This is a genomic window from Arthrobacter sp. MW3 TE3886 (assembly GCF_041262145.1).
Taxonomy (GTDB): domain Bacteria; phylum Actinomycetota; class Actinomycetes; order Actinomycetales; family Micrococcaceae; genus Arthrobacter.
Map to the genome: position 1 here is coordinate 2,858,172 of NZ_JBGCAN010000001.1, position 24,909 is coordinate 2,883,080.

Annotated in this window: 14 protein-coding genes and 1 pseudogene; 8 read left to right on the plus strand and 7 right to left on the minus strand. The window is 66.4% G+C overall.

All coding sequences use genetic code 11. The features are described 5' to 3' along the window. Positions 1-58: 58 nt before the first annotated feature. Positions 59-2,590 (minus strand): leucine--tRNA ligase, encoded by a 2,532-nt coding sequence (gene leuS, locus ABH915_RS13015; protein WP_370121892.1) that lies wholly within the window; start codon positions 2,588-2,590, stop codon positions 59-61. An 852-nt stretch (positions 2,591-3,442) separates the two neighbouring features. On the opposite strand from leuS, the gene ABH915_RS13020 reads away from it, so the two are divergent. The 4 genes from ABH915_RS13020 to ABH915_RS13035 are packed head-to-tail and all read left to right on the plus strand — an operon-like array spanning position 3,443 to position 11,188. After that, complete coding sequence (locus ABH915_RS13020) at positions 3,443-6,619, plus strand: efflux RND transporter permease subunit (protein ID WP_370121895.1); 3,177 nt, start codon at positions 3,443-3,445, stop codon at positions 6,617-6,619. Then, positions 6,616-7,074, plus strand: a complete 459-nt coding sequence (locus ABH915_RS13025; RefSeq protein ID WP_370121898.1) for a hypothetical protein — start codon at positions 6,616-6,618, stop codon at positions 7,072-7,074. Before ABH915_RS13020 ends, ABH915_RS13025 begins: the two co-directional genes overlap by 4 nt. Position 7,075: 1 nt before the next feature. Beyond that, positions 7,076-10,222, plus strand: a complete 3,147-nt coding sequence (locus tag ABH915_RS13030; protein ID WP_026537280.1) for an efflux RND transporter permease subunit — start codon at positions 7,076-7,078, stop codon at positions 10,220-10,222. Positions 10,223-10,252: 30 nt separating this feature from the next. Next, on the plus strand, positions 10,253-11,188 hold the full coding sequence (locus ABH915_RS13035; RefSeq protein WP_370121902.1) for a hypothetical protein: 936 nt from the start codon (positions 10,253-10,255) through the stop codon (positions 11,186-11,188). 133 nt (positions 11,189-11,321) lie between these two features. Here the strand turns inward: ABH915_RS13035 and glpK are convergent, their stop codons facing one another. From glpK to ABH915_RS13050, 3 genes are all read right to left on the minus strand, one after another. Beyond that, positions 11,322-12,836, minus strand: a complete 1,515-nt coding sequence (glpK, locus tag ABH915_RS13040; RefSeq protein ID WP_018773124.1) for a glycerol kinase GlpK — start codon at positions 12,834-12,836, stop codon at positions 11,322-11,324. 42 nt (positions 12,837-12,878) lie between these two features. Further along, positions 12,879-13,631, minus strand: coding sequence for an MIP/aquaporin family protein (locus ABH915_RS13045; protein WP_026266377.1), 753 nt, complete (start codon positions 13,629-13,631; stop codon positions 12,879-12,881). 156 nt (positions 13,632-13,787) lie between these two features. Beyond that, positions 13,788-15,563: a glycerol-3-phosphate dehydrogenase/oxidase gene (locus ABH915_RS13050; protein ID WP_370121907.1), complete on the minus strand. Its 1,776-nt coding sequence runs from the start codon at positions 15,561-15,563 to the stop codon at positions 13,788-13,790. Positions 15,564-15,686: 123 nt separating this feature from the next. Here ABH915_RS13050 and ABH915_RS13055 point away from each other — a divergent pair, with 123 nt between their 5' ends. The 4 genes and pseudogenes from ABH915_RS13055 (at position 15,687) to ABH915_RS13070 (ending at position 19,630) form a co-directional block, all read left to right on the plus strand. Beyond that, on the plus strand, positions 15,687-16,649 hold the full coding sequence (locus ABH915_RS13055) for a sugar-binding transcriptional regulator (RefSeq protein WP_370121910.1): 963 nt from the start codon (positions 15,687-15,689) through the stop codon (positions 16,647-16,649). Between the two features lie 83 nt (positions 16,650-16,732). Beyond that, a pseudogene (locus ABH915_RS13060) lies at positions 16,733-17,604 on the plus strand (aldo/keto reductase). A gap of 11 nt (positions 17,605-17,615) precedes the next feature. After that, complete coding sequence (locus tag ABH915_RS13065) at positions 17,616-18,542, plus strand: alpha/beta fold hydrolase (RefSeq protein WP_370121913.1); 927 nt, start codon at positions 17,616-17,618, stop codon at positions 18,540-18,542. Next, positions 18,539-19,630 carry a glycosyltransferase family 4 protein gene (locus ABH915_RS13070; protein WP_370121916.1) on the plus strand — a complete coding sequence of 364 codons (1,092 nt, stop codon included), beginning with the start codon at positions 18,539-18,541 and terminating at the stop codon, positions 19,628-19,630. Before ABH915_RS13065 ends, ABH915_RS13070 begins: the two co-directional genes overlap by 4 nt. A 260-nt stretch (positions 19,631-19,890) precedes the next feature. Here ABH915_RS13070 and ABH915_RS13075 read toward each other — a convergent pair whose 3' ends face one another. The 3 genes from ABH915_RS13075 to ABH915_RS13085 form a co-directional block, all read right to left on the minus strand. Continuing rightward, positions 19,891-22,065: a primosomal protein N' gene (locus tag ABH915_RS13075; protein WP_370121919.1), complete on the minus strand. Its 2,175-nt coding sequence runs from the start codon at positions 22,063-22,065 to the stop codon at positions 19,891-19,893. A gap of 216 nt (positions 22,066-22,281) precedes the next feature. After that, on the minus strand, positions 22,282-23,517 hold the full coding sequence (gene metK / locus ABH915_RS13080) for a methionine adenosyltransferase (protein ID WP_370121922.1): 1,236 nt from the start codon (positions 23,515-23,517) through the stop codon (positions 22,282-22,284). Positions 23,518-23,594: 77 nt separating this feature from the next. Next, positions 23,595-24,905 carry a bifunctional phosphopantothenoylcysteine decarboxylase/phosphopantothenate synthase gene (locus ABH915_RS13085; protein ID WP_370121925.1) on the minus strand — a complete coding sequence of 437 codons (1,311 nt, stop codon included), beginning with the start codon at positions 24,903-24,905 and terminating at the stop codon, positions 23,595-23,597. Positions 24,906-24,909 lie beyond the last annotated feature (4 nt).

Here is a 24,909-nt window from a genome sequence, read left to right on the forward strand (position 1 = left end):
GTTGTCTGCACTGGCCGCCGGGGTCAACCAGCGGCCAGTGTCAGGCTAGTACGCCCGGCTAGGCCGGGACGATGTTGACCAGTTTAGGCGCCCGCACGATCACCGTGCGAAGGGCACGGCCGTCGAGGGCGCGCTGGACATTTTCCGATGCCAGCGCCAGTTCGCGCAGGTCTTTCTCGGAGATGTCCGGGGAAACCTCCAGCCGGTCCCGCACCTTGCCCTGCACCTGGACGACGGCGGTGACCGTGTCCTCCACGAGCAGCGCGTCGTCGTGGGTGGGCCAGCCTGCGTTGGCGACCGATGCCGGGTGCCCCAGGACGTTCCAGAGGTCCTCGGCGGTATAGGGCGCAAACAGGCTCAGGATGACGGCTACGGCTTCCACGGCTTCGCGGACTGCGGGGTCCGCGCCGCCGGCACCGCCGACTGCGTCAATAGTCTTGCGGGTGGCGTTGACCAGTTCCATCAGCTTTGCCACGACCACGTTGAACTTGTTGTTCTCCAGCAGTGCCTGCGCATCGGCGATCGTGCGGTGGGTGACGGTGCGCAGGGCACGGTCACCGGTGGCGACGTCGACGCCGGGTGCGCTTGTTACGTCCTGGCCGAGGCGCCAGGCCCGGGCCAGGAACTTCGCGGAGCCCGACGGCGATACGTCCGCCCAATCGACGTCGTCCTCCGGCGGGGAGGCGAAGATCATGGTCAGACGGACAGCGTCGACGCCGAACTTGTCCAACTGTTCGCCGAGGTCGACGCCGTTGCCCAGGGACTTGCTCATGGCCTTGCCGCCGTTGAGGACCTGCCCCTGGTTCAGCAGCGCGCTGAACGGCTCGTCCGCCTCGATCATGCCGAGGTCGTGGATGACCTTGGTGAAGAACCGCGCATAGAGCAGGTGCAGGATGGCGTGCTCCACGCCTCCCACGTACTGGCCCACAGGCATCCAGTCGTTGATCTTCTCCGGATCGAACGGACCGCCGGTGTACTGCGGGGAGACGAAGCGCAGGAAGTACCAGGAGGAATCCACGAAGGTGTCCATCGTGTCCGTGTCCCGCTTGGCCGGACCGTGGCAGTTGGGGCACTCGACATTGACCCAGCTTTCGACCGCGGCGAGCGGCGACGTGCCCTTCGGGGACAGGTCTTCGCCGCGCAGGTCCGCCGGCAGGGTCACGGGCAGCTGATCGTCCGGGACCGGGACCTCGCCGCAGGCCGGGCAGTGGATGATGGGGATCGGGGTACCCCAGAACCGTTGCCGGCTGAGCAGCCAGTCACGCAGCCGGAAGTTCACGAACTTCTCGCCGGTGCCCAACTCGCGCAGGATTTCGATGGCCGCCGGGATGGCCTCGGCCTTCGGCAGCCCGTCGAGGCCGCCGGAGTTAATCAGGGTCCCCTCGCCGGTGGTGGCGATGCCCGTGGCAGCGGGGTCTTCCTCGCCGGTGTCCAGGACTGCCCGGACGGGCAGGTCAAAGGTCTTGGCGAAGTCGAGGTCGCGCTGGTCATGAGCCGGGACGGCCATGATGGCGCCTGTGCCGTAGTCGGCCAGGACATAGTCGGCGGCCCAGACGGGCAGCTTTTCGCCGTTGAGCGGGTTGGTCGCGTAGCGCCCGGTGAAGACGCCCGTCTTTTCGCGCTCGGTGGACTGGCGCTCGATCTCGGAGAGCGCCTTGACCTGTTCGCGGTAGGCGTCCAGGGCAGCGGCGTGCTCGTCGGTGACCAGTTCGACGGCGAGCGGCGCGTCGGCGGCGACGACGAAGAACGTGGCGCCGTAGAGAGTGTCCGGACGCGTCGTGAAAACGGTGACATCCTTGGCGGCTTTGCCGCCGTCGGCCTCGATCACGAAGTTGACGTGGGCGCCCTCGGAACGGCCGATCCAGTTTTTCTGCATCGCGAGGACGCGTTCGGGCCAGTGCCCGCGCAGTTCGTCCATGTCATCGAGCAGGCGGTCGGCGTAGTCGGTGATCTTGAAATACCACTGGTTCAGGGACTTCTTTGTCACAGGAGTGCCACACCGCTCGCAGGCCCCGTTGACCACCTGTTCGTTGGCCAGCACGGTCTGGTCCTTGGGGCACCAGTTGACCGGGGAATTCTTTCGGTAGGCCAGTCCACGCTCGTAGAACCGCGTGAACAGCCACTGGGTCCAGCGGTAGTACTCCGGGTCGGAAGTGTGCAGCCGGCGGGACCAGTCCGCGGAGATTGCGTAGCGCTTGAACGACGCCGCCTGGGTGTCAATGTTGGCGTACGTCCACTCGCTGGGGTGCGCGTTGCGTTTGATCGCTGCATTTTCCGCGGGCAGGCCGAAGGAGTCCCAACCGATCGGGTGCAGCACGTCGTAGCCCTGCTGGCGCAGGTAGCGCGCCACGACGTCGCCCATCGCGAAAGCCTCGGCGTGGCCCATATGAAGGTCACCGGACGGATACGGGAACATGTCCAGCACGTAGCGGCGTTCCTTAGAGCCGTCATCGAGCGGCGTGAAGACCTTCAGGTCTTCCCAGACCTGCGGCCATTTGGCTTCCATTGCCGCGAAGCTGTAGGCACCTTCCTCGGGCCCCTCCGCCGCGGCTGCTGGCGATCCGGTCTGTGTTTCCGGCTGAACGCTCACTGCTGGCCTCTTCTGTTCTATGCGGCCTGTTATCCCAGGCCTGTCTACCTTCAGGCCTGCCTGCCGCCAGGCCTGTTCACCATCAAGTCTGCACTGTCATGGCCGGCTGCCCGGCCCCGACTCCATACTGTCCGTACGTGTTACTCCTGCTGTTACTTCGTGCGTTGCGGCCCGGGATGCACCCCGGACACACAAAAGCCCCTCGACATGGAGGGGCCGCCGCTCGGCAATCCGGGGACTCTTCGGAATCGAGGTCTCGTCGGGATGCCGGGCGGCTAGCTAAGCAGGAGCACGGCGCGCATAGGACCACTTTAGCCCCTCGGGCTGGTTCGCGCTGAACGGACGGGGCCGGTAGCGGCCCCGTAGTCGCAGTCGACTCGCGCTCCGGAGCCCGGCGCGTCCCGCTATGTCCACAATTGTTACAAATGACATACCTATGGAATAGCGGTACTTACTGCCAAATGCTGCACGCATCGGACGAGTAGTCACGCCGAAAACTCAAGTAGTTCGGTCTATAAAAGCAGGTAGAAAATAAGCGAATACTCGGGTGGCCATCCGCGTCCGGCCGGCCCGTTCCACGAAGTCTGATCCGAATGCGGATTATGGGCCTCCAGACTGGGAGAAACCCGTGAAAACCCGGGGGCGAGGCATAAAATTTTGATCTTGCCAAACGATTCAAAGAGGAACACTATTCGATAAAGATCAGCAAAAATTGGGATCTCTTGGGGGGATTCGCAAATGGTCTCGGGTTGAGGAGCCTGCCATGAATCACTTGCGCAATTCTGCCGTGCAACTGCCGAAAACCCCCACCGGCTGCATTCACGCCGCCGGTTCCCTGGAACAGAGCTAGCCATGTTCGGCTGGATCACCCGTTTCAGTCTGCAGTTCCGCATCCTGGTTCTCGCCCTGGCCGCTGGGCTCATTGCCTTCGGGGTAGTGAACGTCCCACATGTTGCCATCGACAGCATGCCCGAGTTTGCCCCGGCGCACGTTGAGATCCAGACCGAGGCCCTGGGCCTCTCAGCTGCCGAAGTTGAACAGCTCATCACGTCTCCAATGGAAGCCGACCTCCTTAACGGTGTGGCGTGGCTCGATGAAATCCGGTCCAAGTCCGTCCCGGGCCTGTCCTCAATCGAGCTCGTATTCGAGCCGGGCACCGACCTTCTGCGGGCGCGCCAACTTGTGGCCGAACGCATGACCCAGGCCCATGCACTGCCGAACGTCTCGGCACCGCCGTTGATTATGCAGCCACTGTCGTCAACCAGCCGTGTCCTTATGGTCCGGATGAACTCCAAGGAGCTCTCCGGCATCGAAATGTCGGTCCTGGCCCGGTGGAAGATCAAGCCGCGGCTGATCGGTATCCCCGGTGTCGCCAACGTTTCCATCTGGGGCCAGCGCGAGCAGCAGCTCCAGGTCGAGGTGACCCCCACGCAGATGCGTGAGAAGGGCATCACGCTCGAACAGATCATCAAGACCACGGGCAACGCCGTCTGGGTGTCTCCGCTGACCTTCCTTGAGGCGTCTACCCCCGGCACAGGCGGGTTCGTGGAGTCGCCGAGCCAGCGACTGGGCATCCAGCATGTCCTGCCCATCCGCACGCCCGACGACCTGTCCAAGGTCAGTGTCGAAGACGCCCCATCTCCCATGCTTCTTGGTGACATCGCCCAGGTGAAGGCGGACCACCAGCCGCTGATCGGCGACGCCGTCGTCGGCCAGGATGCAGGCCTCCTGCTGGTTGTGGAGAAGTTCCCCGGAACCAGCACGCTGGAAGTCACCAAGGACATCGAAGCTGCCCTGAACGACATGCAGCCCGGGCTTTCCGGAATCCAGATGGACACGTCCGTTTTCCGGCCCGCCTCGTTCCTGCAGGATGCCGTGGACGGACTCGGCGTGGCCCTGCTCGTGAGCCTCCTGCTTGCTGTCCTGCTCTTCTGGCTGCTCTTCCGTTCGTGGCGTGTCGCCGTGATAGCCCTCGCGGCCATCACCACGACAGTCATGGCGGCAGCGGTGGTGCTCTACCTGACCGAGTCCACACTGAATATCTCGATCCTGGCCGGCATCCTCCTTGGTGTGTCCGTGATAGTGGGAGACATCGTGGAGGATGTGCAGGCGCAGCGGCGCCGGCCCCTGCAGGCCACCGAGACCGAAACTGATGCCACCATCAGGTTCCGTATGGTCCAACTCGTCCGCAACGTCCGCACCCCTCTGTTCCACGCATCCCTCATCATGGTGGTCGCGCTTATTCCAACGCTGTTCATTCCTGGCGTCGGCGGTGCGTTCTTCCATCCGCTGTTCTGGTCAATGGCCCTGACGCTTGCTGTGTCAATGCTCGTGGGCCTGTCCGTGACACCGGTACTGGCGTATCTCCTGCTTCCCCGTGAAACGGCCCCACGGACCGAATCGAGCGGTGTTGCGCGGGCGAGGTCCTACTACGACCGGGCGCTCGAGGGCGGACGTTCCCGCCGCACCCTCGGCATCATTGCTGTCGCCGTCGTTGGCCTGCTGGGACTCGCTGCAGCATCCCAGCTGGTCGGAACCCGGGCCGTCATTCCGACGCTTCCGGACCGTACGCTCCTGGTGCAGTGGGACTCCATGGCCGGCACGTCCAACGACGAGGTGCGCAGGGTGGCGTCGAAAGCCTCCGATGAGCTGCGGACCCTGCCGGGTGTTTCGGGCGTTGGCGGCCATATCGGTCGCGCCATTTCCTCCGACCAGATTGTGGGCAACAGTTCCGCGGAACTCTGGGTCACCATCACACCGGATGCCGACTTCAGCGAAACGGAAAGGGCAGTCCGCGACGTCGTCCAGGGCTACCCGGGCATCGCCAACAACGTCGTGAACTACTCCCAGCAGAAGATCGGCGCACAGAACACCAATATGGATCCGGGATTCGCGGTCCGCGTCTATGGAACCGAGATGCCGGTTCTGCGCGAGAAGGCCGAAGAAGTCCGCAAGGCCATCGAGAAGATCGACGGCGTGCAGAACCCGACGATCAACGCCAGCGCGATGACACCCATCGTCGAAGTCGAGGTCAACCTTGAGGCGGCGCAGAAGGTCGGGATCAAACCCGGCGACGCACGGCGCGCCGCTGCGGCCCTGATGCAAGGGATTGTGGTCGGCAACCTCTTCGAAGAACAGAAGGTCTTTGAAGTGGTGGTGCGGGGGGCACTGGACGTCAGGGATGACCTGACCAGCATCCGCGAACTCCTGCTCGACACGCCAAACGGCGGCCAGGTCCAGCTGGGCCAGATCGCCGACGTACGGCTCGTCCCCAACGAGGTCGTGATCCTGCACGATGACACGTCTCGCAGGATCGACGTCGTGGCCGACGTCAGCGGACGTCCGCTGGCCGACATTCAGCGCGACATTGAAACGGCCATCCAGCAGATCCAGTTCCCGCTGGAATACCACGCGGAGATCCCCACCAAGTATGCCCAGATGCAGGGTGCCGACACCCTTTTGCTCTGGCTTGCGGCAGCAGCCCTCCTCGGAGTGTTCCTGCTGCTCCAGACGGCGGTCCGGAGCTGGAAGCTGGCCCTCGCCAACTTCCTGGCACTGCCGGCGGCGCTGGCGGGGGCTGCCGTGGCAGCTTGGATCGCGGGAGGCGCCATCAGTGTGCTGGCGCTCACGGCGTTTGCCGCCGTGCTGGCCATCGCTGGCCGCAACGCGGCACTTCTCTCTGCCCGCACGGATGAACTGTGGCGTGCAGCCCCGCAGGAGTCCCGTGAAAAAGTCGTCATGATGGCAGCCAGGGACCGGGTATCGCCCATCCTGAAGTCCGCCCTGATCACGGTGGCGATTCTGATCCCGCCGGGACTTTTCGGCGGCGCCGTGGGCGGAGCCCTCCTGGGGCCGATAGCCCTGATCATTGTCACCGGACTTATCACTACAACCCTCATCGGGATCTTCGTACTCCCCCTGCTCGCACTCTGGTTCGGGCCCCGGTCCGCCCCTGAAGAGTGGGCCGAAGTCTACGAAGCCGAGGTTCCCGTTCAGCCCGATATGCAGGAAAAGGTGGAAGCAAAATGACCAGCCAAAAGCCCCAACTCCGTCTGGCCCTGGCGGCCGCAGCCTGTGCCGCCGCGCTATTCACCCTCCCGGCATGCGCACAGTCCACAGCGGTGGCACCCGCTGCGGCGCCAGGTGCGGCTCCGGTCAAGGTGGAGAAGAACGCCACCACCGGCATCGCCAAGCTGACCGTGACCGAACACGGCCTGGCCCGCATCGAGCTGAAGACGGAACCCGTTAAGGCGGGCACCGGAACGGACGTGCTGCTGCCATATGCGTCGCTGTTGTATGACGCCAATGGCAAGACCTGGGTCTACACCACCCCCGCACCGAGAGTGTTCGAACGCCAAGCCGTCACCGTCAGCAAGATCGAAGGCGGCGTGGTCACGGCCAGCAAAGGCCCCGCCGTCGGGACTGCAGTGGTAACGGTGGGCGCGGTCGAACTATTTGGCGCAGAGTTGAACACGGGTAAATGACATGCGCCGGATAGTCGCAGCCAGTCTGAGGTTCAGATCGATCGTCATCGCGCTCGCTGTGGCGCTGATGGTCGTGGGCGGCGCGCAACTCAGCAGCGCTTCGGTGGACGTGTTCCCCGAGTTCGCGCCACCGAAAGTCGAGGTCCAAACAGCCTGCCTGGGACTTACCGCCGCTGAGGTCGAAGAGCTGGTGTCGGTTCCCATGGAAGAGGCGTTCAACGGCATTGATGGCCTCGATCACATGAGGTCAAAGTCAGTCCCCCAGCTCTCGTCGATTGTGATGGAGTTCGAGAACGGCACTGACCTGCTCACGGCCAGGCAACTGGTGTCGGAGCGCCTGGCAACGGTCATCCCGACCCTGCCCACCTGGGCTGCCCCTCCGCTCATGCTGCAGCCCTTGTCCTCGACCAGTCGCGTCATGAAGATCGGCCTGTCCTCGGACACCCGCTCGCTCATCGAGATGTCCATGATTTCCTACTGGAACATCAGGGCTCATCTGCTTCGGGTTCCGGGCGTAGCCAATGTGGCCATCTGGGGCGAACGCCTCCAGATGCTTCAGGTGCAGGTTGATCCGGCCAAACTGGCAGCCAACAACGTCACCCTGGAAAACGTGATGAGCTCAACCTCCGATGCCCTGGATGCTGGTCTGTTGCAGTACTCCCCCGGCGCCCTCATCGGAACTGGCGGCTCGCTCGATACACCCAGCCAGAGTATTGGTATCCGTCACGTACAGGCCATCACGTCCCCGGCCGACCTTGCCCAGGTTGCTTTGGAGGAGCGCGAGGGACTGCCTCCCCTGCGGCTCGCTGACGTGGCGAACGTCGTCGAGGACCACCAGCAGCTGATCGGTGACGCGGTGATCAACGGCGGCCCCGGCCTGATGCTGATTGTTGAAAAGCTGCCGTGGGGCAACACGCTCGAAGTCACGCGCGGCGTGGAGGAGGCGCTCAAAGAACTGCAGCCCGGCCTGACCGGGATCGCAGTCGACACCACCTTGTTCCGGCCGGCGTCATTCATCGAGGAGTCCCTCGGCAACCTGAGCCTCGCACTCCTGCTGGGCTGCCTCCTGGTGGTCCTCGTGCTCAGCGTCTTCCTGTTCCAATGGCGGACGGCGCTGGTCAGCGTGACGGCGATCCCGCTGTCACTGATGGCAGCGGCCCTGGTGCTCTATTGGACCGGAGGCACGATAAATACGATGGTGCTTGCCGGGCTGGTGATTGCCGTCGGGGTGGTGGTGGACGATGCCATCATCGACGTCGAGAACATCGTCAGACGGCTCCGGCACCACCGTGCCAGCGGCGGCACCGAAAGTACCGCCCGTGTGGTCGTCAATGCCTCGCTTGAGGTCCGCGGACCTATTGTGTACGCCACCTTGATCATCGTCGCCGCCACGGTGCCGATCTTCTTCCTGGACGGGTTGACCGGCGCGTTCTTCCGGCCGCTGGCCACTTCGTACACCCTCGCCGTGATGGCCTCCATGCTGGTGGCCCTCACTGTCACCCCGGCCATGGCGTACATCTTCCTCCGGAACGCCAAGCTGGAGGACCGGGATCCCCCGGTAGTCAGGGTGCTGAAGCGCTGGTACGGCAAGTTGCTCCGGCCCATGGTCCGCAGGCCCGCCCCGGGATATCTCGCCTTGGGCGCTCTCGGCGTCATCGGCCTTGTGGCGGCGCCGCTGCTGGGCCAATCACTGCTCCCGTCGTTCAAGGAGCGCGATTTCCTGATGCACTGGCTCACGCAGCCCGGCACGTCCAACGCAGAGGAAGTCCGTGTCAGCCAACTGGCCTGCAAGGAACTCATGACAATCCCAGGGGTGAACAATTGCGGGTCCCACATCGGGCAGGCATTCAACGCCGATGAGGTTGTGGGCGTCTACTTCGGCGAGAACTGGATCAGCGTTGACCCCTCAGTGGACTATGACAAAACGCTGGCCTCCATCACAGAAGTGGTGGACGGCTATCCCGGAATCGTGCGGGACGTCCAAACCTACCTCAAGGAGCGCATCCGCGAGGTGTTGACAGGAACTGGCTACGCGGTCGTCGTTCGCGTGTACGGAGACGACCTCGCGACGCTGCGCACGGAAGCTGACAAGATAAAGGGCATTCTGGGCGGCATTGACGGAGCCATCGGCGCAAAGGTCGCTCTCCAGGCGAACATTCCACAGATCAACGTGGAAGTGAACCTGGAGGCCGCCAATCGCTACGGGCTGAAGCCGGGCGATGTGCGACGCGCCGCGGCCACCCTGGTTTCCGGCGAAGAAGTGGGCGACGTCTACCGTGACGGCAAGGCCTACGACGTCCAGGTGTGGAGCGCACCGGAGATCCGGACAAGTGTCACGAGCATTGAGAACCTCCCGCTCGATACGCCGAGCGGGCAAAGGATCCGGTTGGCCGATGTCGCCACGATTTCGGTCAAACCCACGCCCAACGTCATTGAACGCTCGGAGGGTTCGAGGCGCATCGATGTCAGTGCCAACGTCAAGGAAGGCGATCTGGCCAAGGTTGTGGAGACATTGAAATCGGAGATGGAGTCGGTTCAGTTCCCGGTCGGCTATGAAGCGGTTGTCCTCGGCGAATACGCTGAACGCCAGGCCGCCTCACAACGGCTGCTGCTTTACTCGATTGGCGCGGTCCTCGTGGTCTTCCTCCTGCTCCAGGCGGCGTTCCGCAGTTGGCGGTTGGCCGTCCTGGCCATCCTGACACTGCCGGTCGCCTTGGTCGGTGGCGTGATTGCTGCCCACCTCAGCGGCGGGATCCTGTCGCTGGGTTCCTTGGTCGGATTCCTGACCCTGATGGGTATCGCAGCCCGCAACGGCATCCTGCTCATCAACCACTGCCAGCACCTGGAACAGTTCGAGGGAATGACCTTCGGACCTGCCTTGGTGTTGCGGGGGGCTTCCGAGCGGTTGTCGCCGATTCTGATGACCACTCTTGCCACTGCGCTGGCCCTTGTGCCACTGGTGGTGATGGGGAACCTCCCCGGCCATGAGATTGAGCACCCCATGGCGGTGGTCATTCTGGGCGGCCTTGTCACGTCGACACTGGTCAACCTGTTCATCGTCCCATCGCTCTACCTGCGGTTCGCCAAGAAGGGCCCGTCACGCCGTGACCGCCAGCCCGGCCAGCCGGAACCCGTCCCTGTCGCCTAGTACCACCACCAATAAGGAGAGGCCAGTCAGATGACACCACTATCTAAGAGATTTACCGCTTACTGCTCCGCGGTCTTGCTGGTGGTGGCGTCGCTGACGGCGGCGACGGCGGCCGCGGCGACGGCCACCGCCGCGCCGGCGGCCACGAGTACCAAGGAACTGTGCGGCCCCGGCTCGGTGCTGAGGTTCAACCGTTCCGCGTTCCCGGCAAAACCGAATATCGACAACCAGTGGCTCAGGCTCAGGCCCGGGATGCAATACACCACAACCGGCAAAGTAATCTCCCCGGACGGGACGACCACCCGCACGGTCGTCAGCACCGTCACAGGGCTAACCAAGGTCATTGACGGGGTCAAGACGATCGTGGTCTGGGACCGGGACTACTCCGACGGTGAACTCGTGGAGTCCGAACTCGCTTTCTTCGCCCAAACGGAGAAGGGGACAGTCTGGCTCTTCGGCGAATATCCGGAGGAGTACGAGGACGGGAAGCTGGTCGGCGCGCCCAGCACGTTCATCAGCGGCATCGACAGGGCCCGGGCCGGCATCGCCATGCAGGCCAAGCCGCACCGGAACACCCCTGCATACGTCCAGGCCTATGCCCCCACCGTGGACTTCCTGGACTGCGGGGACGTGTTCGCGAAGGACCAACGAGTCTGCGTCCCCACGGGATGCTACAACGACGTGCTGGTGATTGATGAGTTCAACCCGCTCGACCCGCCAAGCGCCGGCCACCAGCGCAAGTTTTACTCAGCCGGGACCGGGCTCATCAAGGTGACAGCAGTCGGCGGCGAAGACCAAGAGTTCATGGACCTGGTCAAGATCACCAGGCTCACCAGCGCGGTGCTGGACAGGATCAACACCCGTGCCCTTGAGCTCGACAGCAGGGGCTACACGGTCAGCAAGGACGTCTACGCCAAGACGCCGCGTGCTGTCGTGAGGACCCCGTCTACGCGGCCCGTGCCCTGAGGGACAAACCCGACGCGGGACAGCGCTGACGCAGACAGTGAAGAGCTCCGGCCAGGTTTCCCTGGCCGGAGCTCTTCACTGTCCGCCGAAGCCGTACCCGCCGGGGCGGCACCCGGCGGGTCGGTGTGTGCGCCTACTTCACGTCGTCGTCAACCCAGTCCATGGACTTGGTGACGGCCTTCTTCCAGAGACGCATCTGGCGTTCCCGTTCGGCCTGGTCCATTTGCGGCTCCCACCGCTTGTCCTCGGCCCAGTTGGCCGAGCACTCGCCCAGGTCCTTCCAGAATCCGACCGCCAGGCCGGCCGCGTAGGCTGCGCCCAGCGCCGTCGTCTCGACCACCTTCGGACGGATGACCGGCACGCCGAGGATGTCCGCCTGGAACTGCATCAGGGCGTCGTTGGCGACCATGCCGCCGTCGACCTTCAGCTCCGTCAGCGGGACGCCTGAGTCGGCGTTGACGGCGTCGAGCACCTCGCGTGTCTGGAAGGCGGTGGCCTCCAGCGCCGCGCGGGCAATATGGGCCTTGGTAACAAAGCGGGTCAGGCCCACAATGGCGCCACGGGCGTCCGAGCGCCAGTACGGCGCGAAGAGGCCGGAGAACGCCGGAACAATGTACACCCCGCCGTTGTCCTCAACCGAGGCCGCGAGGGTCTCGACCTCCGGGGCGCTGCTGATCATGCCGAGGTTGTCCCGCAGCCACTGGATCAAGGAACCGGTGACGGCAATGGAGCCCTCCAGCGCGTAGTGCGGCGCCGCGTCGCCGAGCTTGTAGCCGACGGTGGTCAGCAGCCCGTTCTTGGAATGGATAATCTCCTCGGCCGTGTTGAAGATCAGGAAGCAGCCCGTGCCGTAGGTGTTCTTGGCTTCCCCGGCATCGAACGCCGCCTGCCCGAACGTGGCCGCCTGCTGGTCGCCCAGGATCCCGGCCACAGGAACCTCGCGCAGCAACTGGGAGGTGTGCACCGTGCCGTAGACCTCGGAGGAGGACTTGATGGTCGGCATCATGGAGGCCGGGACACCGAACGCGTCCAGAATCTCCTGGTCCCATGACAGCGTCTCAAGGTCCATGAACATGGTCCGTGAGGCGTTGGTCACGTCCGTGACGTGCACTCCGCCGTCGGTCCCGCCGGTCAGGTTCCAGAGCACCCAGCAGTCGGTGTTGCCGAAGACGAGGTCACCGGCCTCCGCCTTGGCCCGGGCGCCTTCGACGTTGTCCAGGATCCACTTGATCTTGGTGCCCGAGAAGTAGGTCGCCAGCGGCAGGCCCACCTTCTGCTTGAAACGTTCTACCCCGCCGTCCTTCGCGAGTTCGTCCACGATCGGCTGGGTGCGGGTGTCCTGCCACACGATGGCGTTGTAGATCGCCTCGCCGGTGGTCTTGTCCCACACCACCGCTGTTTCGCGCTGGTTGGTGATGCCGACGGCGGCGATGTCGTGCCGGGTCAGGTTCGCCTTGGACAGGGCCGAGCCGATCACTTCGCGGGTGTTGTTCCAGATTTCAGCGGGGTTGTGCTCCACCCAGCCGGGCTGGGGGAAGATCTGCTCGTGCTCCATCTGGCCGGAGGAGACGATGCTGCCGCTGTGGTCGAACACGATGGCGCGGGTACTCGTGGTGCCCTGGTCGATGGCAACTACGTACTGGTTCATATTGACGTCCTTGTCTGTTTAGCGTGGCAGTTGATCTGGCAATCAGAGGGGCAGTACAGGGGGGATGATCGGCACAACCGCGGCCACGAGGCCGCCGAGGCCGCCACCGATCAGGGGTCCGACGACCGGGATCCAGGAGTAGCTCCAGTCGGAGGACCCCTTGCCCTTCATGGGGAGGAGGGCGTGCGCGATGCGCGGGCCCAGGTCACGGGCCGGGTTGATGGCGTAGCCGGTGGGGCCGCCGAGAGAAACACCGATGCCGACAACCAGCAGGGCGACCGCCAGCGGGCCAAGTCCGGACGGAGTCCCGCCGAAGGTCAGAATGACGAAGACGAGGACAAAGGTGCCGATGATCTCGGTGATCAGGTTCCACGGGTTCGAGCGGATCGCCGGGCCGGTGGAGAAGACGGCCAGCTGGCTGGCGGGCTCGGATTCGGCATCGAAGTGCTGCCGGTAGGCCAGCCACATGATGACGGCGCCCAGGAAGGCGCCGGTCAGTTCCCCGCCGAAGTAGGTCAGGGTTGAGGCGAAGTCGACCGGAACGCCGGGGGCGTACAACTTCTTGCCGTTGACCAACAGGCCGAAAGTCACGGCAGGATTCAGGTGTGCACCTGAGATGGCGGCAACATAGACACCGGAGAAGACGGCAATGCCCCATCCCCAGGTCACCATCAGGAACCCGCCGTTGTTGCCCTTAGTGCCTTTGAGCGCAACGTTGGCCACCACGCCGCAACCCAGCAGGGTCAGCATGGCGGTACCGAATAATTCGGATAGGAAAACTATTCCAAGAGACATCTTTGACTCCTCTATTTTCTGTTGTCGGCGTCCGCGAGTTTGGAAGCCGTGGGGCCGGCAGCATGTTCGTGCTGCCGGCCAGCCACTGCGCCGGCCGCCGGGGCGGACCGCGCAGTGCTTGCACCCGGGCTTCCCTGCCCGGGCACGCAAGCAATATCAGGCGACCAGGCTGTGGACCCGGACACCGTGGAACCGTTGGAGCACCTCCTGTGCGTGGCTGATCTCTGTGGCCCGGCGTGCCGCGTCCCAGCCGAGCGGTCCGGAAAGGATGTCCGCAACTTCATTCAGCAGTTCCCCGGTCACCAGGCCGCGGAAAGCCAGGGACGTGCGGCGGATGAGGACGTCCACGAGGTGCCCGATCTGCTCGTGGGCGGCCATGAACTCCAGTTCGCGGGTGCTCAGCTCACGCGTCGAATGCAGCAGCCGGTCCGGCCCGCCGGCCGGCCCGTCCAGGAACCGGATGACTTCTTCGGCGCGAGTCCCGTAGCGGGTCAGCAGCCCGGTGACGCGGGCGGCATCGCGGCCGGCCGACATGTGGGCCTTGATCCAGCGCTGGACGCCGTCCTCGCTGTCCGGGAAGGCGGCGCCGCCGCCGATGGCGAGCTTCGCCGTCGAAACCTTCCGTTCCAGGCCGAGTTCGGCCAGGACGTCGTTGCTCAGGTGCTCGGCCAGGGCCCGGAACGTGGTCCACTTGCCGCCGACGAGGCTGAGGACGGCTCCGCCCGCCGCCTGCCGGCGTTCGATCCGGTAGTCCCTGCTGACGAACCCGGGCTGGGTGGCATCATGCTTCGGAAGCGGGCGCACACCGGAGAACGAGTAGACAATCTGGTCCCGGCCCACCGGAATGTCCGGGAAGACGTGGCCGATCAGGTCAAAGAAGTAGTCGATTTCCGCCTCGGTGCACACGGCGTCCTGGGCCATATCGGCGTCGACGTCGGTGGTGCCGACCAGGACGCGGTCCCCCATCGGATAGATCAGCACGATCCGGCCGTCGGTGTGCTCGAAGAAGATCTCGCGGCCGTTGCACGCCGCGAGCAGCTCCGGATGGTCCAGCACGATGTGCGAACCTTTGGTGCCGCCCATGAACGACGACGCCGCCCCCATGGCCTCATTGGTCAGGTCGACCCAGGCGCCGGTGGTGTTCACGACGACGTCGGCAGTGAAGTCGAACATCTCGCCGGTCAGTTCGTCGCGCAACTGGACCGTGGTTCCGGGGGTGCCGGGGGTGCCGCTGGTCCCGGAGCCGCCCAGCGAGACAAGCGAGACGTAGTTGCTGGCCCGGGCGTGGCTGTCAGCGCCGCCGGCCTTCTCGCCGTCCTGGAGCACGTCGAGGGTGAGGCGCTCGGGGTTGTGGACCGAGGCGTCGAAGTAGGTGGCCGCGTATTTGATCCCGGGGTGCAGCGCGGGCAGCTCGGCCAGGGCGCGCTTGCGTCCGCGGAACTGGTGGCGCGGGACCGTGCCGCCGTCGCGGGAGAAGAAGTCGTACATGCTCAGGCCGAGCTTGATCAGGAACGCCCCGCGTTCGGTGTGCTTGCCCTGCTTGTGGGTCAGGAAGCGCATGGGGGCGGCCAGGACTCCGGAGAAGGTGCTGAAGATCGGGATCGTGGTCTGCAGCGGCTTGACGTAGTGCGGTGCGATCCGCAGGAGCCTGTTGCGCTCGGTCACGGACTCCTGGACGAGGCGGAACTCGCCGTTTTCGAGGTACCGGATGCCGCCGTGGATCATGTGGGAGGAGGCGCCGCTGGCGCCCTGGCAATAATCGCCGCGCTCAACGAGCGCCACGTCCACGCCCTGCAGCGCCAGATCACGGAATGTGCCGACCCCGTTGATTCCGCCTCCGATGATCAGAACCTGCGCGTGCCGCCGCGTTCGCAGCTTCTGCACCGAGGCGCGATCGTTCGCCGGTGTGCCGACTGAGTCCTTCTGTCCCAAAACTGCTCCCTTGGGTTTGATTCTGTGCGGCACGCCCGTGGCGCGGCGCCGTTCAACACTATTCTTTGGACTAATGGAAAATGGAGTCAAGCACTATGCACAAACGTGCAGATGGGAAATTTCATGATGCATTCACGCCAGTCCGACGCCCTCCGCGCGGCCCAGCTGTATTACCTGCAGGACCTGACCATGGATGCCATCGCCCGCGAGCTCCGGACGTCCCGGTCCACGGTTTCGCGACTGTTGTCGGCGGCGCGCGATTCGGGTCTGGTGCAGATCCAGATCCGCAGCCCGCTGGACACCGGGCCCGAACTCGAGGGCATGATCCGCGCCGAGTACAAGGTGGATGTCCATGTCGTTCCAGTGGTGGACACCCTCAATGAGGCGGAAACACTGGACCGGGTGGCCATGCAGGCCGCCCGGACGATCGGACCGCTGGTGGACTCCAACGCCATCATTGGCGTCGCATGGGGCTCCACCCTGAGTGCCGTGAGCCGGCACCTGACGCGCAAGATCACCCACGACAGCGTGATCGTCCAGCTCAACGGCGCCGGGAACATGCAGACCACCGGCATCACCTATGCCTCCGACATCATGCGGCGGTTCGGCAGCGCCTACGGAGCACGGGTGGAACAGTTTCCCGTACCGGCCTTCTTCGACCACGCCGCGACCAAGAAGGCCATGTGGAATGAGCGCAGTGTTCAGCGGATCCTGGAGCTGCAGGCCCGGATGAGCATCGCCATCTTTGGTGTCGGATCGGTCGACGCCGACTACCCCAGCCACGTCTACGCCGGCGGCTACCTCGATGAAGACGACCTGAACGTGCTGGCGAACTCCGATGTGGTGGGCGATGTGGCCACGGTGTTCTTCCGCGCCGACGGGTCCTCGGACGGCATCACGCTCAACGCGCGGTCCACCGGCCCGGGCCTGGCCCAGCTCCGCCAGGTCCGGCGCCGCATCTGCGTGGTGTCAGGTGCCTCCAAGATCAACGGGCTCAGGGGCGCGCTGGCGGCAGGACTGGCCACCGACCTGATCCTGGACGAGGCCAGCGCCCGCAGGCTGGTCCGGTTCGACGGACTGGGCTGAGCGGCTGCGGGGCACCGTGACCGGCGCGGTCTGCAGCAACGGCGGTCCGGCATCCGCCAGCGCCAGTGGGTAAAGTCTTTGTCATGAGACTCTCCCCCCGGCTGACCCTGAACAACGGCGTATTGATCGACCGGCTGGGATTCGGGCTGTACAAGGTCCCCCCGGCCGACGCCGCCAGCCTGGTGACCATGGCGCGGTCGAGACCGGCTACCGGCACTTCGACACCGCCGCCATGTACGGCAACGAGACCGGCGTCGGCAAGGGAGTCGGTGCCCTGTCCGGATTTGAGGGCACCGGCGGCGGCCCCGGGGAAACCGCACCCTATGTTTCCCGCCAGGACCTCTTCATCACCACCAAGGTCTGGAACGACGACCACGGCTACGACGCCACCATGCGTGCGTTCGACACCTCGATCTCCAACCTCGGCCTGGAGTACATCGACCTCTACCTGATCCATTGGCCGTGCGCGCGCCGGGGCCTGTTCCCGGAAACGTACCGGGCCCTTGAGACGCTGTATCGCGAGGGCAAGGTGCGCGCAATCGGCGTCTCCAACTTCCAGCCGCAGCACCTGGACCGGCTCCTGGAAACGGCGGAGGTGGTGCCCGCCGTGAACCAGATCGAGCTTCATCCCTGGCTGCAGCAGGATGAACTGCGGGAAAAGCACGAGGTCCTGGGCATCCGCACGGAGGCGTGGAGTCCTTTGGGCCGCGGCCAGGTCCTGAAGGACCCGGTGATCCTGGCCCTCGCGGCCGAACACGACCGCACGCCGGCGCAAATAATCCTGCGCTGGCACCTGCAGTTGGGCAATATCGCCATTCCCAAGGCCAGCTCGTCCGGGCGGATCCGTGAAAACTTCGAGGTCTTCGACTTTGAGCTCTCCCCGCTGGACATGACGGAGGTCGGCGGCCTCGAACGCGGCTTCCGGACCGGCTCCCACCCCGACAACGTCGCATAGGATTCGAACTAATGGAACAAGTGGATACCGGGCCCTCACGCGCGCCCCTGTTCAGCGGCGGACTCGACGCCCGCACCCGGGCCGCGGCCGTTGAGGTTGACGGCGCCCGGATCGCGTACTGGGTCTACGAACCCGCCGAGGTCACCGCCGAGACGCGCACCATCCTGGTGGTGCACGGGTTCCGAGGCGACCACCACGGCCTGCTCCGGGTAGCCGACCAGCTGACGGACATGCGCCTGATCATGCCGGACCTGCCGGGCTTCGGCAGCTCGGCTGCCTTCGCAGGAACAGGGCACAGCGTTGCCGCCTACTGCCAATTCATTGAAGGCTTCATGGCCGCGCTGGGGCTGGGCGCGGACACGGTCCTGTTGGGGCATTCGTTCGGTTCGATCATTGCCAGCCATTTCGTGGCGGCCAACCCCGGCGCCGTGGCCGAACTGATCCTGGTCAATCCCATCGCGGCGCCTGCCCTCGAAGGGCCCAAAGGCCTGATGACGAAGCTTGCGGTGCTCTACTACGAGGCCGCCGCACGACTTCCCCAGCGGTTCGGGCTGGCCCTGCTGCGCAGCCAGGCGATCGTGCGGGTGATGAGCGTGACCATGGCCAAGACCGGGGACAAGGACATCCGCCGGTTCGTGCACGCCCAGCACAGCGCCTATTTTTCCTCCTTCGCGGACCGCGACAGCCTGCTTCAGGCCTTCAAGGCCTCGGTGGGCAGCAACGTCACCGAGGTGGCCGGCGAACTGACGCTTCCGGTGCTGCTGATCGCGGGAGAGAAGGACGAGATCGCCATGCTGGCGGACCAGCACAAACTCGCGGCGCGGCTCCCTGACGGGCGGCTGGAAGTCATTCCCGGCGTCGGACACCTGATCCACTACGAAACCCCCGAACCCGCCGCCCGCTACATCCGGCGCTTCCTGAAGGACCACGCCGCGTGAAGATTCTCATTGATGCCCGCTTCACCCGGCTGGACCAGCACGACGGGATCAGCCGCTACGGCGCCAGCCTGATCGCGGCAGCGGCCAAGATCGCCGACGTCTCGATGCTGATCAGCGACCCCCGCCAGCTCGCGCTCCTGCCCGAAGTTCCGTACACCGTGATCAACAGCCCGCTGTCCCCGGCCGAACTCTTCGTGGCGGCCAGGGTCAACAAGCTGGGCGCGGACGTGGTGGTGTGCCCCATGCAGACCATGGGCAGCTGGGGCCGGAAGTACGCCCTGGTGCTGACCCTGCACGACCTCATCTACTATGAGCACCCCACTCCTCCCGGATTCCTGCCGGCCCCGGTCAGGGTCCTGTGGCGCCTGTACCACAAGGCCTTCTGGCCCCAGCGGCTTCTGCTGAACCGGGCGGACATCGTGGCAACGATCAGCTCCACCACGGCGGCCCTGATGGCGAAGTACCGGCTCACCCGGCGTCCCGTCAGGATTGTCGGCAACGCCCCCCAGCACGGCCACACCCCCCGCGACCCCGGGGCGGGGGCCGACAAGACGCTGCTTTACATGGGTTCCTTCATGCCCTACAAGAACGTGGAGACCATGGTCCGCGGCATGGCGGAGTTGCCGGATATGACCCTCCATCTGCTCAGCCGCATCGCCCCGGAGCGGCGGGCCGAACTCGAGGCCCTGGCCCCGGAGGGCGCAAACATCGTCTTCCACAACGGCGTGACCGACGCCGAGTACGAGGCCCTCCTGGCACGCACCACCGCCCTGATCAGCCTGTCCCGGGCCGAGGGCTACGGACTGCCGCTCGTCGAGGCCATGTCGCATGGCACGCCGGTCATTGCCAGCGACATCCCGATCTTCCGGGAAGTCGGCGACGACGCCGTCAGCTACGTGCATCCGGACTCTCCGGCGGAGTTTGCCGAGGCGGTGCGCACGCTTGAGGACCCCGCCCTGTGGAAAGCCCGTTCCCGCCGTTCCGTGGAGCGGGCGGCAGACTTCAGCTGGGACGAGTCCGCGCGGCGGCTCGTGGCCGTCGCCGAAGAGGCCGTCGCGCTTCGGAACCGGCCTCGCGGCCGGAAATAGCCGGAACGGCCGTAAGTGGCCGGCTCGGAGATCGACGCCGCACCCGCGGCGGGGCCGGGATGACGCCGGGGCCACGGTCCCCGACCACCCATTTGTCGCAGAGGGCCGCTATAGAAGCCTCATTCCGGCCGTCCGTGGCGAATGGCTGCCAGCAGGCAGGCCCGCTGCAGGGTGGGGCCGCCGCGCAGGCAGGCCCGCGCAGGGTGGGGCCGCCCGCGCAGGGCGGGACCAGGTGGACCGCGGGGACGCCATGGAAGGTTCTAGAGGACGTCGACGCCGTCCAGCCGCAGCTGCACCGGGTCGTCGCTGCGCTTGGCTGCGGCCGCCGCCTTGACGGCCCGCATGACGGCCGTGGCGGCCGCGGCCTGTGCGTAGGGGATGAACAGCAGGGTCCGGACCTCCTCGCCGGAATCCCGGGGCACAGTATCCCGCGGGGGCGTGCGGCCGGCCCCTGCGGCTGCCGGCAGGATGACCGGCGCGGGCCCGGCCGTCCGGAGGACTGTTCCCTGCGCGGCCAGCTGCTGCTGAATGGCATCCGTGAAATGGCCGACGGCGGTCCTGCCGCCGGTGACGGAGGCGACCCGCACGGCGGGCGGCAGCTGCAGCTCCTGCCGCAGTGCCAGTTCACGGCTGGCGTACCCGGCAGGATCCCAGCGCAGCAGGGCGCCGACCCCGGCGGCGTCGTCGGCCGTAATGACCACCAGGCCGCCCTCGGAAGCCGGCCGCACCAGGGCCGCGGCGTTGAACCAGCGGCGGACTGCGTCCTCCCCCGCCCTCAGGTTTTCCCGGCGCAGCAGCGAGTCACCGTCGAGCAGCAGGGCTGCGGCGTAGCCGCCGGCGGCCACCGGTTCGGCGCCGACGGTGGCCACCACGAGGGCCGTGGTCTCCGCAACGGTGGCCTTGATCTGGTCCCCGGAAGAGGTGATGACCGGTTTCCCCGGAAAGGCCCGGCCGAGTTCCTCCGCGGTGCGGAGGGCTCCCGTGGCGCCGCGCCGGAGCCTGGCGCCGTTGCATGTGCCGCAGCGCCATGCCGGGGCCGGTGCCGAGCACCAGCGGCACTGCGGCACGGCGCTGCTCCCGGCCGGGCCGGCGATCGCCAGGGGCCCGCTGCAGGCGGTGCAGCGGGCAGGTTCCCGGCAGGTGTCGCACACCAGCGAGGGGGCGTAGCCGGCGCGGGCCACCTGGACCAGGACCGGACCGCGTTCCAGGCCCTCCTTGGCAGCCCGCCAGGCGGCGCCGGGGAGACGGGCGATACGGGCGAGCGGGTCATGCTCGAGTTCGTAGCTGTCGGCCGTGTTCAGGACGCGCGGGACTGTCCGCCGCAGGACGGTCCGGTCCGCTTCCACGGCCTGGGCCCAGCCGGAGCCGACCAGCCTCTCCGTTTCGGTGCTGCGCGAATGGGCCGCGAGCAGGCACGCGGCTCCTTCCTGGCCCGCCCGCAGCAGGAGCACTTCGCGGGTGTGCGCGTACGGTGACCGCTGCTCGATGTGGAGGTCGTCGCCGTCGTCCCAGCAGACCACGAGCCCGAGGTTCGGCACCGGCGCGTAGGCCGCGGACCGGGTACCCACCGCGACTCCGGCGGCGCCGCTGAGCACGCGCAGGAAACTGCGGTAGCGCGGCGTCTGGCCGTCGTCGGCGGTGAGCCGGGCGACGTCGCCGGCGGGAAGCAGTTCCAGCAGGGCAGATTCTACGCGGTCGAGGTCCCGGTAGTCGGGCACCACCACGACGGCGCCGCGGCCCGAGATCCGGACCGCGGCCACGGCTTCGGCGATCATTCGCGGCCAGCTGGCGGGCCCGTACCCCTGCAGGGCGGTCAGCACGGCCCGGGGCGACTCTCCCGCGGCGAGGTGGGCGAGGAACGCCGCACCGTTGCGGTACCGGGTCCAGACGCTGCCGGCGGCCGGCGAGGGAAGCGACACGTCGGTCGCCAGACCGAACATCTCAGTGCCGAAGAGCCTAGGGTCGAGCCGGCCGTCCGGGGCGAATTCCTTTTCGAGTTTGGCCATGCGCGGCGGCACGGCAACGCGCAGGACATCGCTGACGGTTCCGGCGTAGCGCGCGGCGATCCGGCCGGCGAGCTCGGCCACGGCGGGGGTCAGGACGGGCACGGCGGAGAGTACCTTGTGCAGCGGCACGAGGGGGTGGCCAGCGTCGGATCCGGCCGTGCGCTCCAGCAGGTATCCGGCCAGTTCCTGTCCGTTGAACTTGACCTTGACCCGGACTCCGGGCAGGGCTTCGGCGTCGAGGGCGGCGGGCACGCTGTAGTCGAACGGCCGGTCCAGGTGTGGGAGCGAGGATTCGATCAGCACCCGCGCCACCGGCAGGTGCGCGGCAAGGGCGGGCCCGGACGCTTCCGCGGCGGAGGCGGGGAAGCCCTGGAGCAGGGAGAGCTGCTGGGGTTCGCCGGGCGCGCCGCCGGCAGGATTGGGACTCACGGCCGCACCTCCCCTCGGGCTAAATGGCGGTTTTTCAAATGCACGGTGATCTTGGAAAACAGCGATCCTGGAAAACTGTGATGCTGGAAAACTGTGATCTTAAAAAACTGTAGCCAGGCCACCGGAGGGCGGCCTGGCTACAGCACATCACACAGGACTGACAAACTCACCATCAAAACAAACCGCCGGGACGGCTTCGGACGGTGTGGCCCGGCCTTAGGCGTTGAAGAACGCCTTCAGCTCGTCCACCCGGTCCAGGCGTTCCCAGGTGAAGTCCGGGTCTTCGCGGCCGAAGTGTCCGTGCGCGGCGGTCTTGGCGTAGATCGGGCGCTTGAGGTCGAGGGCGTCGATGATGGCCCGCGGGCGCAGGTCGAAGATCTCGGCGATCGCGGCGCTGATCCGGGCCGGGTCCACGGTTTCGGTTCCGAACGTCTCAACGTAGGTTCCCACCGGGCGGGCCTGCCCGATCGCGTAGGCGATCTGGATTTCGGCGCGCTTGGCGAGGCCGGCGGCCACCACGTTTTTGGCGACCCAGCGCATGGCGTAGGCGGCCGAGCGGTCCACCTTCGACGGGTCCTTGCCGGAGAACGCGCCGCCGCCGTGGCGGGCCATGCCGCCATAGGTGTCAACGATGATCTTGCGGCCGGTGAGGCCGGCGTCGCCCACCGGGCCGCCAATCACAAAGGCGCCTGCGGGGTTGAGGATGTTGCGGGTCCGTGAGGTGTCCAGGTTGGACAGCGCCATGACCGGTCCCACCACGTGCTCGGCGAGGTCGGCCCGGAGCCGGTCGAGGCTGGTGCCCTCGGCGTGCTGGCTGGAGATGACGACGGTCTCGACCGAGACCGGACGGTCGCCGTCGTAGCCCACGGTGACCTGGGTCTTGCCGTCCGGGCGCAGGTAGGCGAGTTCGCCGTTCTTGCGGACCTCGGTCAGCCGCTCGGAGAGCCGGTGCGCGAGCCAGATGGGCACGGGCATGTAGGACGGGGTCTCGTCGCTGGCGTAGCCGAACATGAGTCCCTGGTCGCCGGCGCCCTGGAGGTCGTAGTCGTCCTCCTGGCGGCCTTCACGCGCTTCGAGGGAGTTGAACACGCCGCCGGCGATGTCGTTGGACTGCTGGCCGATGGACACCGAGACGCCGCACCGGGCGCCGTCGAAGCCGTTGGCCGAAGAATCGTACCCGATGCCCAGGATGGTCTCCCGGACTATCTGGGGGATCTCGACGTAGGCGTCGGTGGTGACCTCGCCCGCGACGTGGACCAGCCCGGTGGTGGCCAGCGTCTCCACGGCTACCCGGGACTCGGGGTCTTTGTCGAGCAGGGCGTCGAGGATCGCATCGCTGATCTGGTCACAGATCTTGTCGGGGTGGCCCTCCGTCACCGACTCGGACGTGAAGAGCCGGAGCGCGGCGGGCGTGGACCCGTGGAAGGCGGGGATGTGCAGCGGTAAAGTCACTCAACTACCTTACTGGTTGGATAACGGACGTCCGGCGGCGTGTGTCCCCGTGCTAAGGAGATGTTGGTTACGCCGGGCTACGCCGGCGGTACAGCCCGGCTCAGCTCGGCGCTGATCCGGTCGATCACGGCAGCCGCGACGTCGGATTTGGAACCCGACGCCTCTTGGGGTTCGGAGCCGTCGCGGGAAAGGATGACTACTGAGTTCGTGTCCTCACCAAAAACCAAGTCCCGGCCCACCTGGTTGACGACCAGCAGGTCACAGGCTTTCCGGCGCAGCTTGTCCCGGGCATAGTCCAGGACGTCACCGCCGGCGTCGCCCGTCTCGGCGGCGAAGCCGACGATCAGCTGGTTCCGGGACGCGGCGTCGCGGACCTCGACGAGCTCGCGCAGGATGTCCGGGTTGCGCACCAGGTTGATCACGGGGTCGGCGACGTCGTCGCGCTTCTTGATCTTGGTCCCGGCGACGTCCGCCGGGCGGAAGTCCGCGACGGCGGCAGCCATGATGACGACGTCGGAGTCGGCGGCCGCGTGCAGCGCCGCCTCCCGCAGTTCCAGGGCAGTTTCGACCTGGACGAGTTCGACGCCGGCGGGCGCCGGGACCTCCATGTGGGCGGCCAGGAGGCGGACGCGGGCGCCGGCCGCACTGGCGGCCGCGGCCAGGGCCACGCCCTGCTTGCCGGAGGAACGGTTGCCGAGGAACCGCACGGGGTCCAGCGGTTCCCGGGTGCCGCCGGCACTGATGGTCACCGTCAGCCCGGCCAACGGCGGGACCGCCGGCTGCGCCGCTGCCGGCCCGGCGGCCGCGGTGTCCATGTCAGCCTTAACGGCCGGCATGGCCGCCGAAGCGGCGGATGCGGCGGCGCCGGCGAGGGCCATGGCGGCGGTGAAGATCGCCTCGGGCTCGGGCAGGCGGCCGGGGCCGGAGTCGGCGCCGGTGAGCCGGCCGCTCGCGGGTTCCAGCACCGTGACACCGCGGCTGCGCAGGGTTTCGACGTTGGCTTCGGTGGCGGGGTGTTGCCACATTTCGGTGTGCATGGCCGGGGCCATGATCACCGGGCAGTCGCCGGCCATCAGCAGGGTGTTGGTGAGGAGGTCATCGGCCTGGCCGGTGGCCGCACGGGCCAGGAGATCGGCCGTGGCCGGGGCCACGACGATCAGTTCGGCCTCGTGGCCGAGCCGGACGTGGTTGACCGTGTGGACGGCGTCGAACACGCTGTTGCTCACCGGGTGCCCGGACAGGGCCTCCCACGTGGCGACGCCAACGAAGCGGGTGGCCGCCTCGGTGGGGATGACCGTGACGTCATGCCCGGCTTCAGTAAAAAGCCGGAGGAGCGATGCCACCTTGTAGGCGGCAATCCCTCCCCCGACTCCGAGGACTATGCGCACGTGA

Excerpts from the sequence above, each read along its gene's own strand:
- glpK (WP_018773124.1), bottom strand. The coding sequence starts at position 12,836 with ATGAACCAGTACGTAGTTGCCATCGACCAGGGCACCACGAGTACCCGC.
- ABH915_RS13030 (WP_026537280.1), top strand. The coding sequence starts at position 7,076 with ATGCGCCGGATAGTCGCAGCCAGTCTGAGGTTCAGATCGATCGTCATC.
- ABH915_RS13035 (WP_370121902.1), top strand. The coding sequence starts at position 10,253 with ATGACACCACTATCTAAGAGATTTACCGCTTACTGCTCCGCGGTCTTG.
- ABH915_RS13055 (WP_370121910.1), top strand. The coding sequence starts at position 15,687 with ATGATGCATTCACGCCAGTCCGACGCCCTCCGCGCGGCCCAGCTGTAT.
- ABH915_RS13025 (WP_370121898.1), top strand. The coding sequence starts at position 6,616 with ATGACCAGCCAAAAGCCCCAACTCCGTCTGGCCCTGGCGGCCGCAGCC.
- ABH915_RS13020 (WP_370121895.1), top strand. The coding sequence starts at position 3,443 with ATGTTCGGCTGGATCACCCGTTTCAGTCTGCAGTTCCGCATCCTGGTT.
- ABH915_RS13065 (WP_370121913.1), top strand. The coding sequence starts at position 17,616 with ATGGAACAAGTGGATACCGGGCCCTCACGCGCGCCCCTGTTCAGCGGC.
- ABH915_RS13045 (WP_026266377.1), bottom strand. The coding sequence starts at position 13,631 with ATGTCTCTTGGAATAGTTTTCCTATCCGAATTATTCGGTACCGCCATG.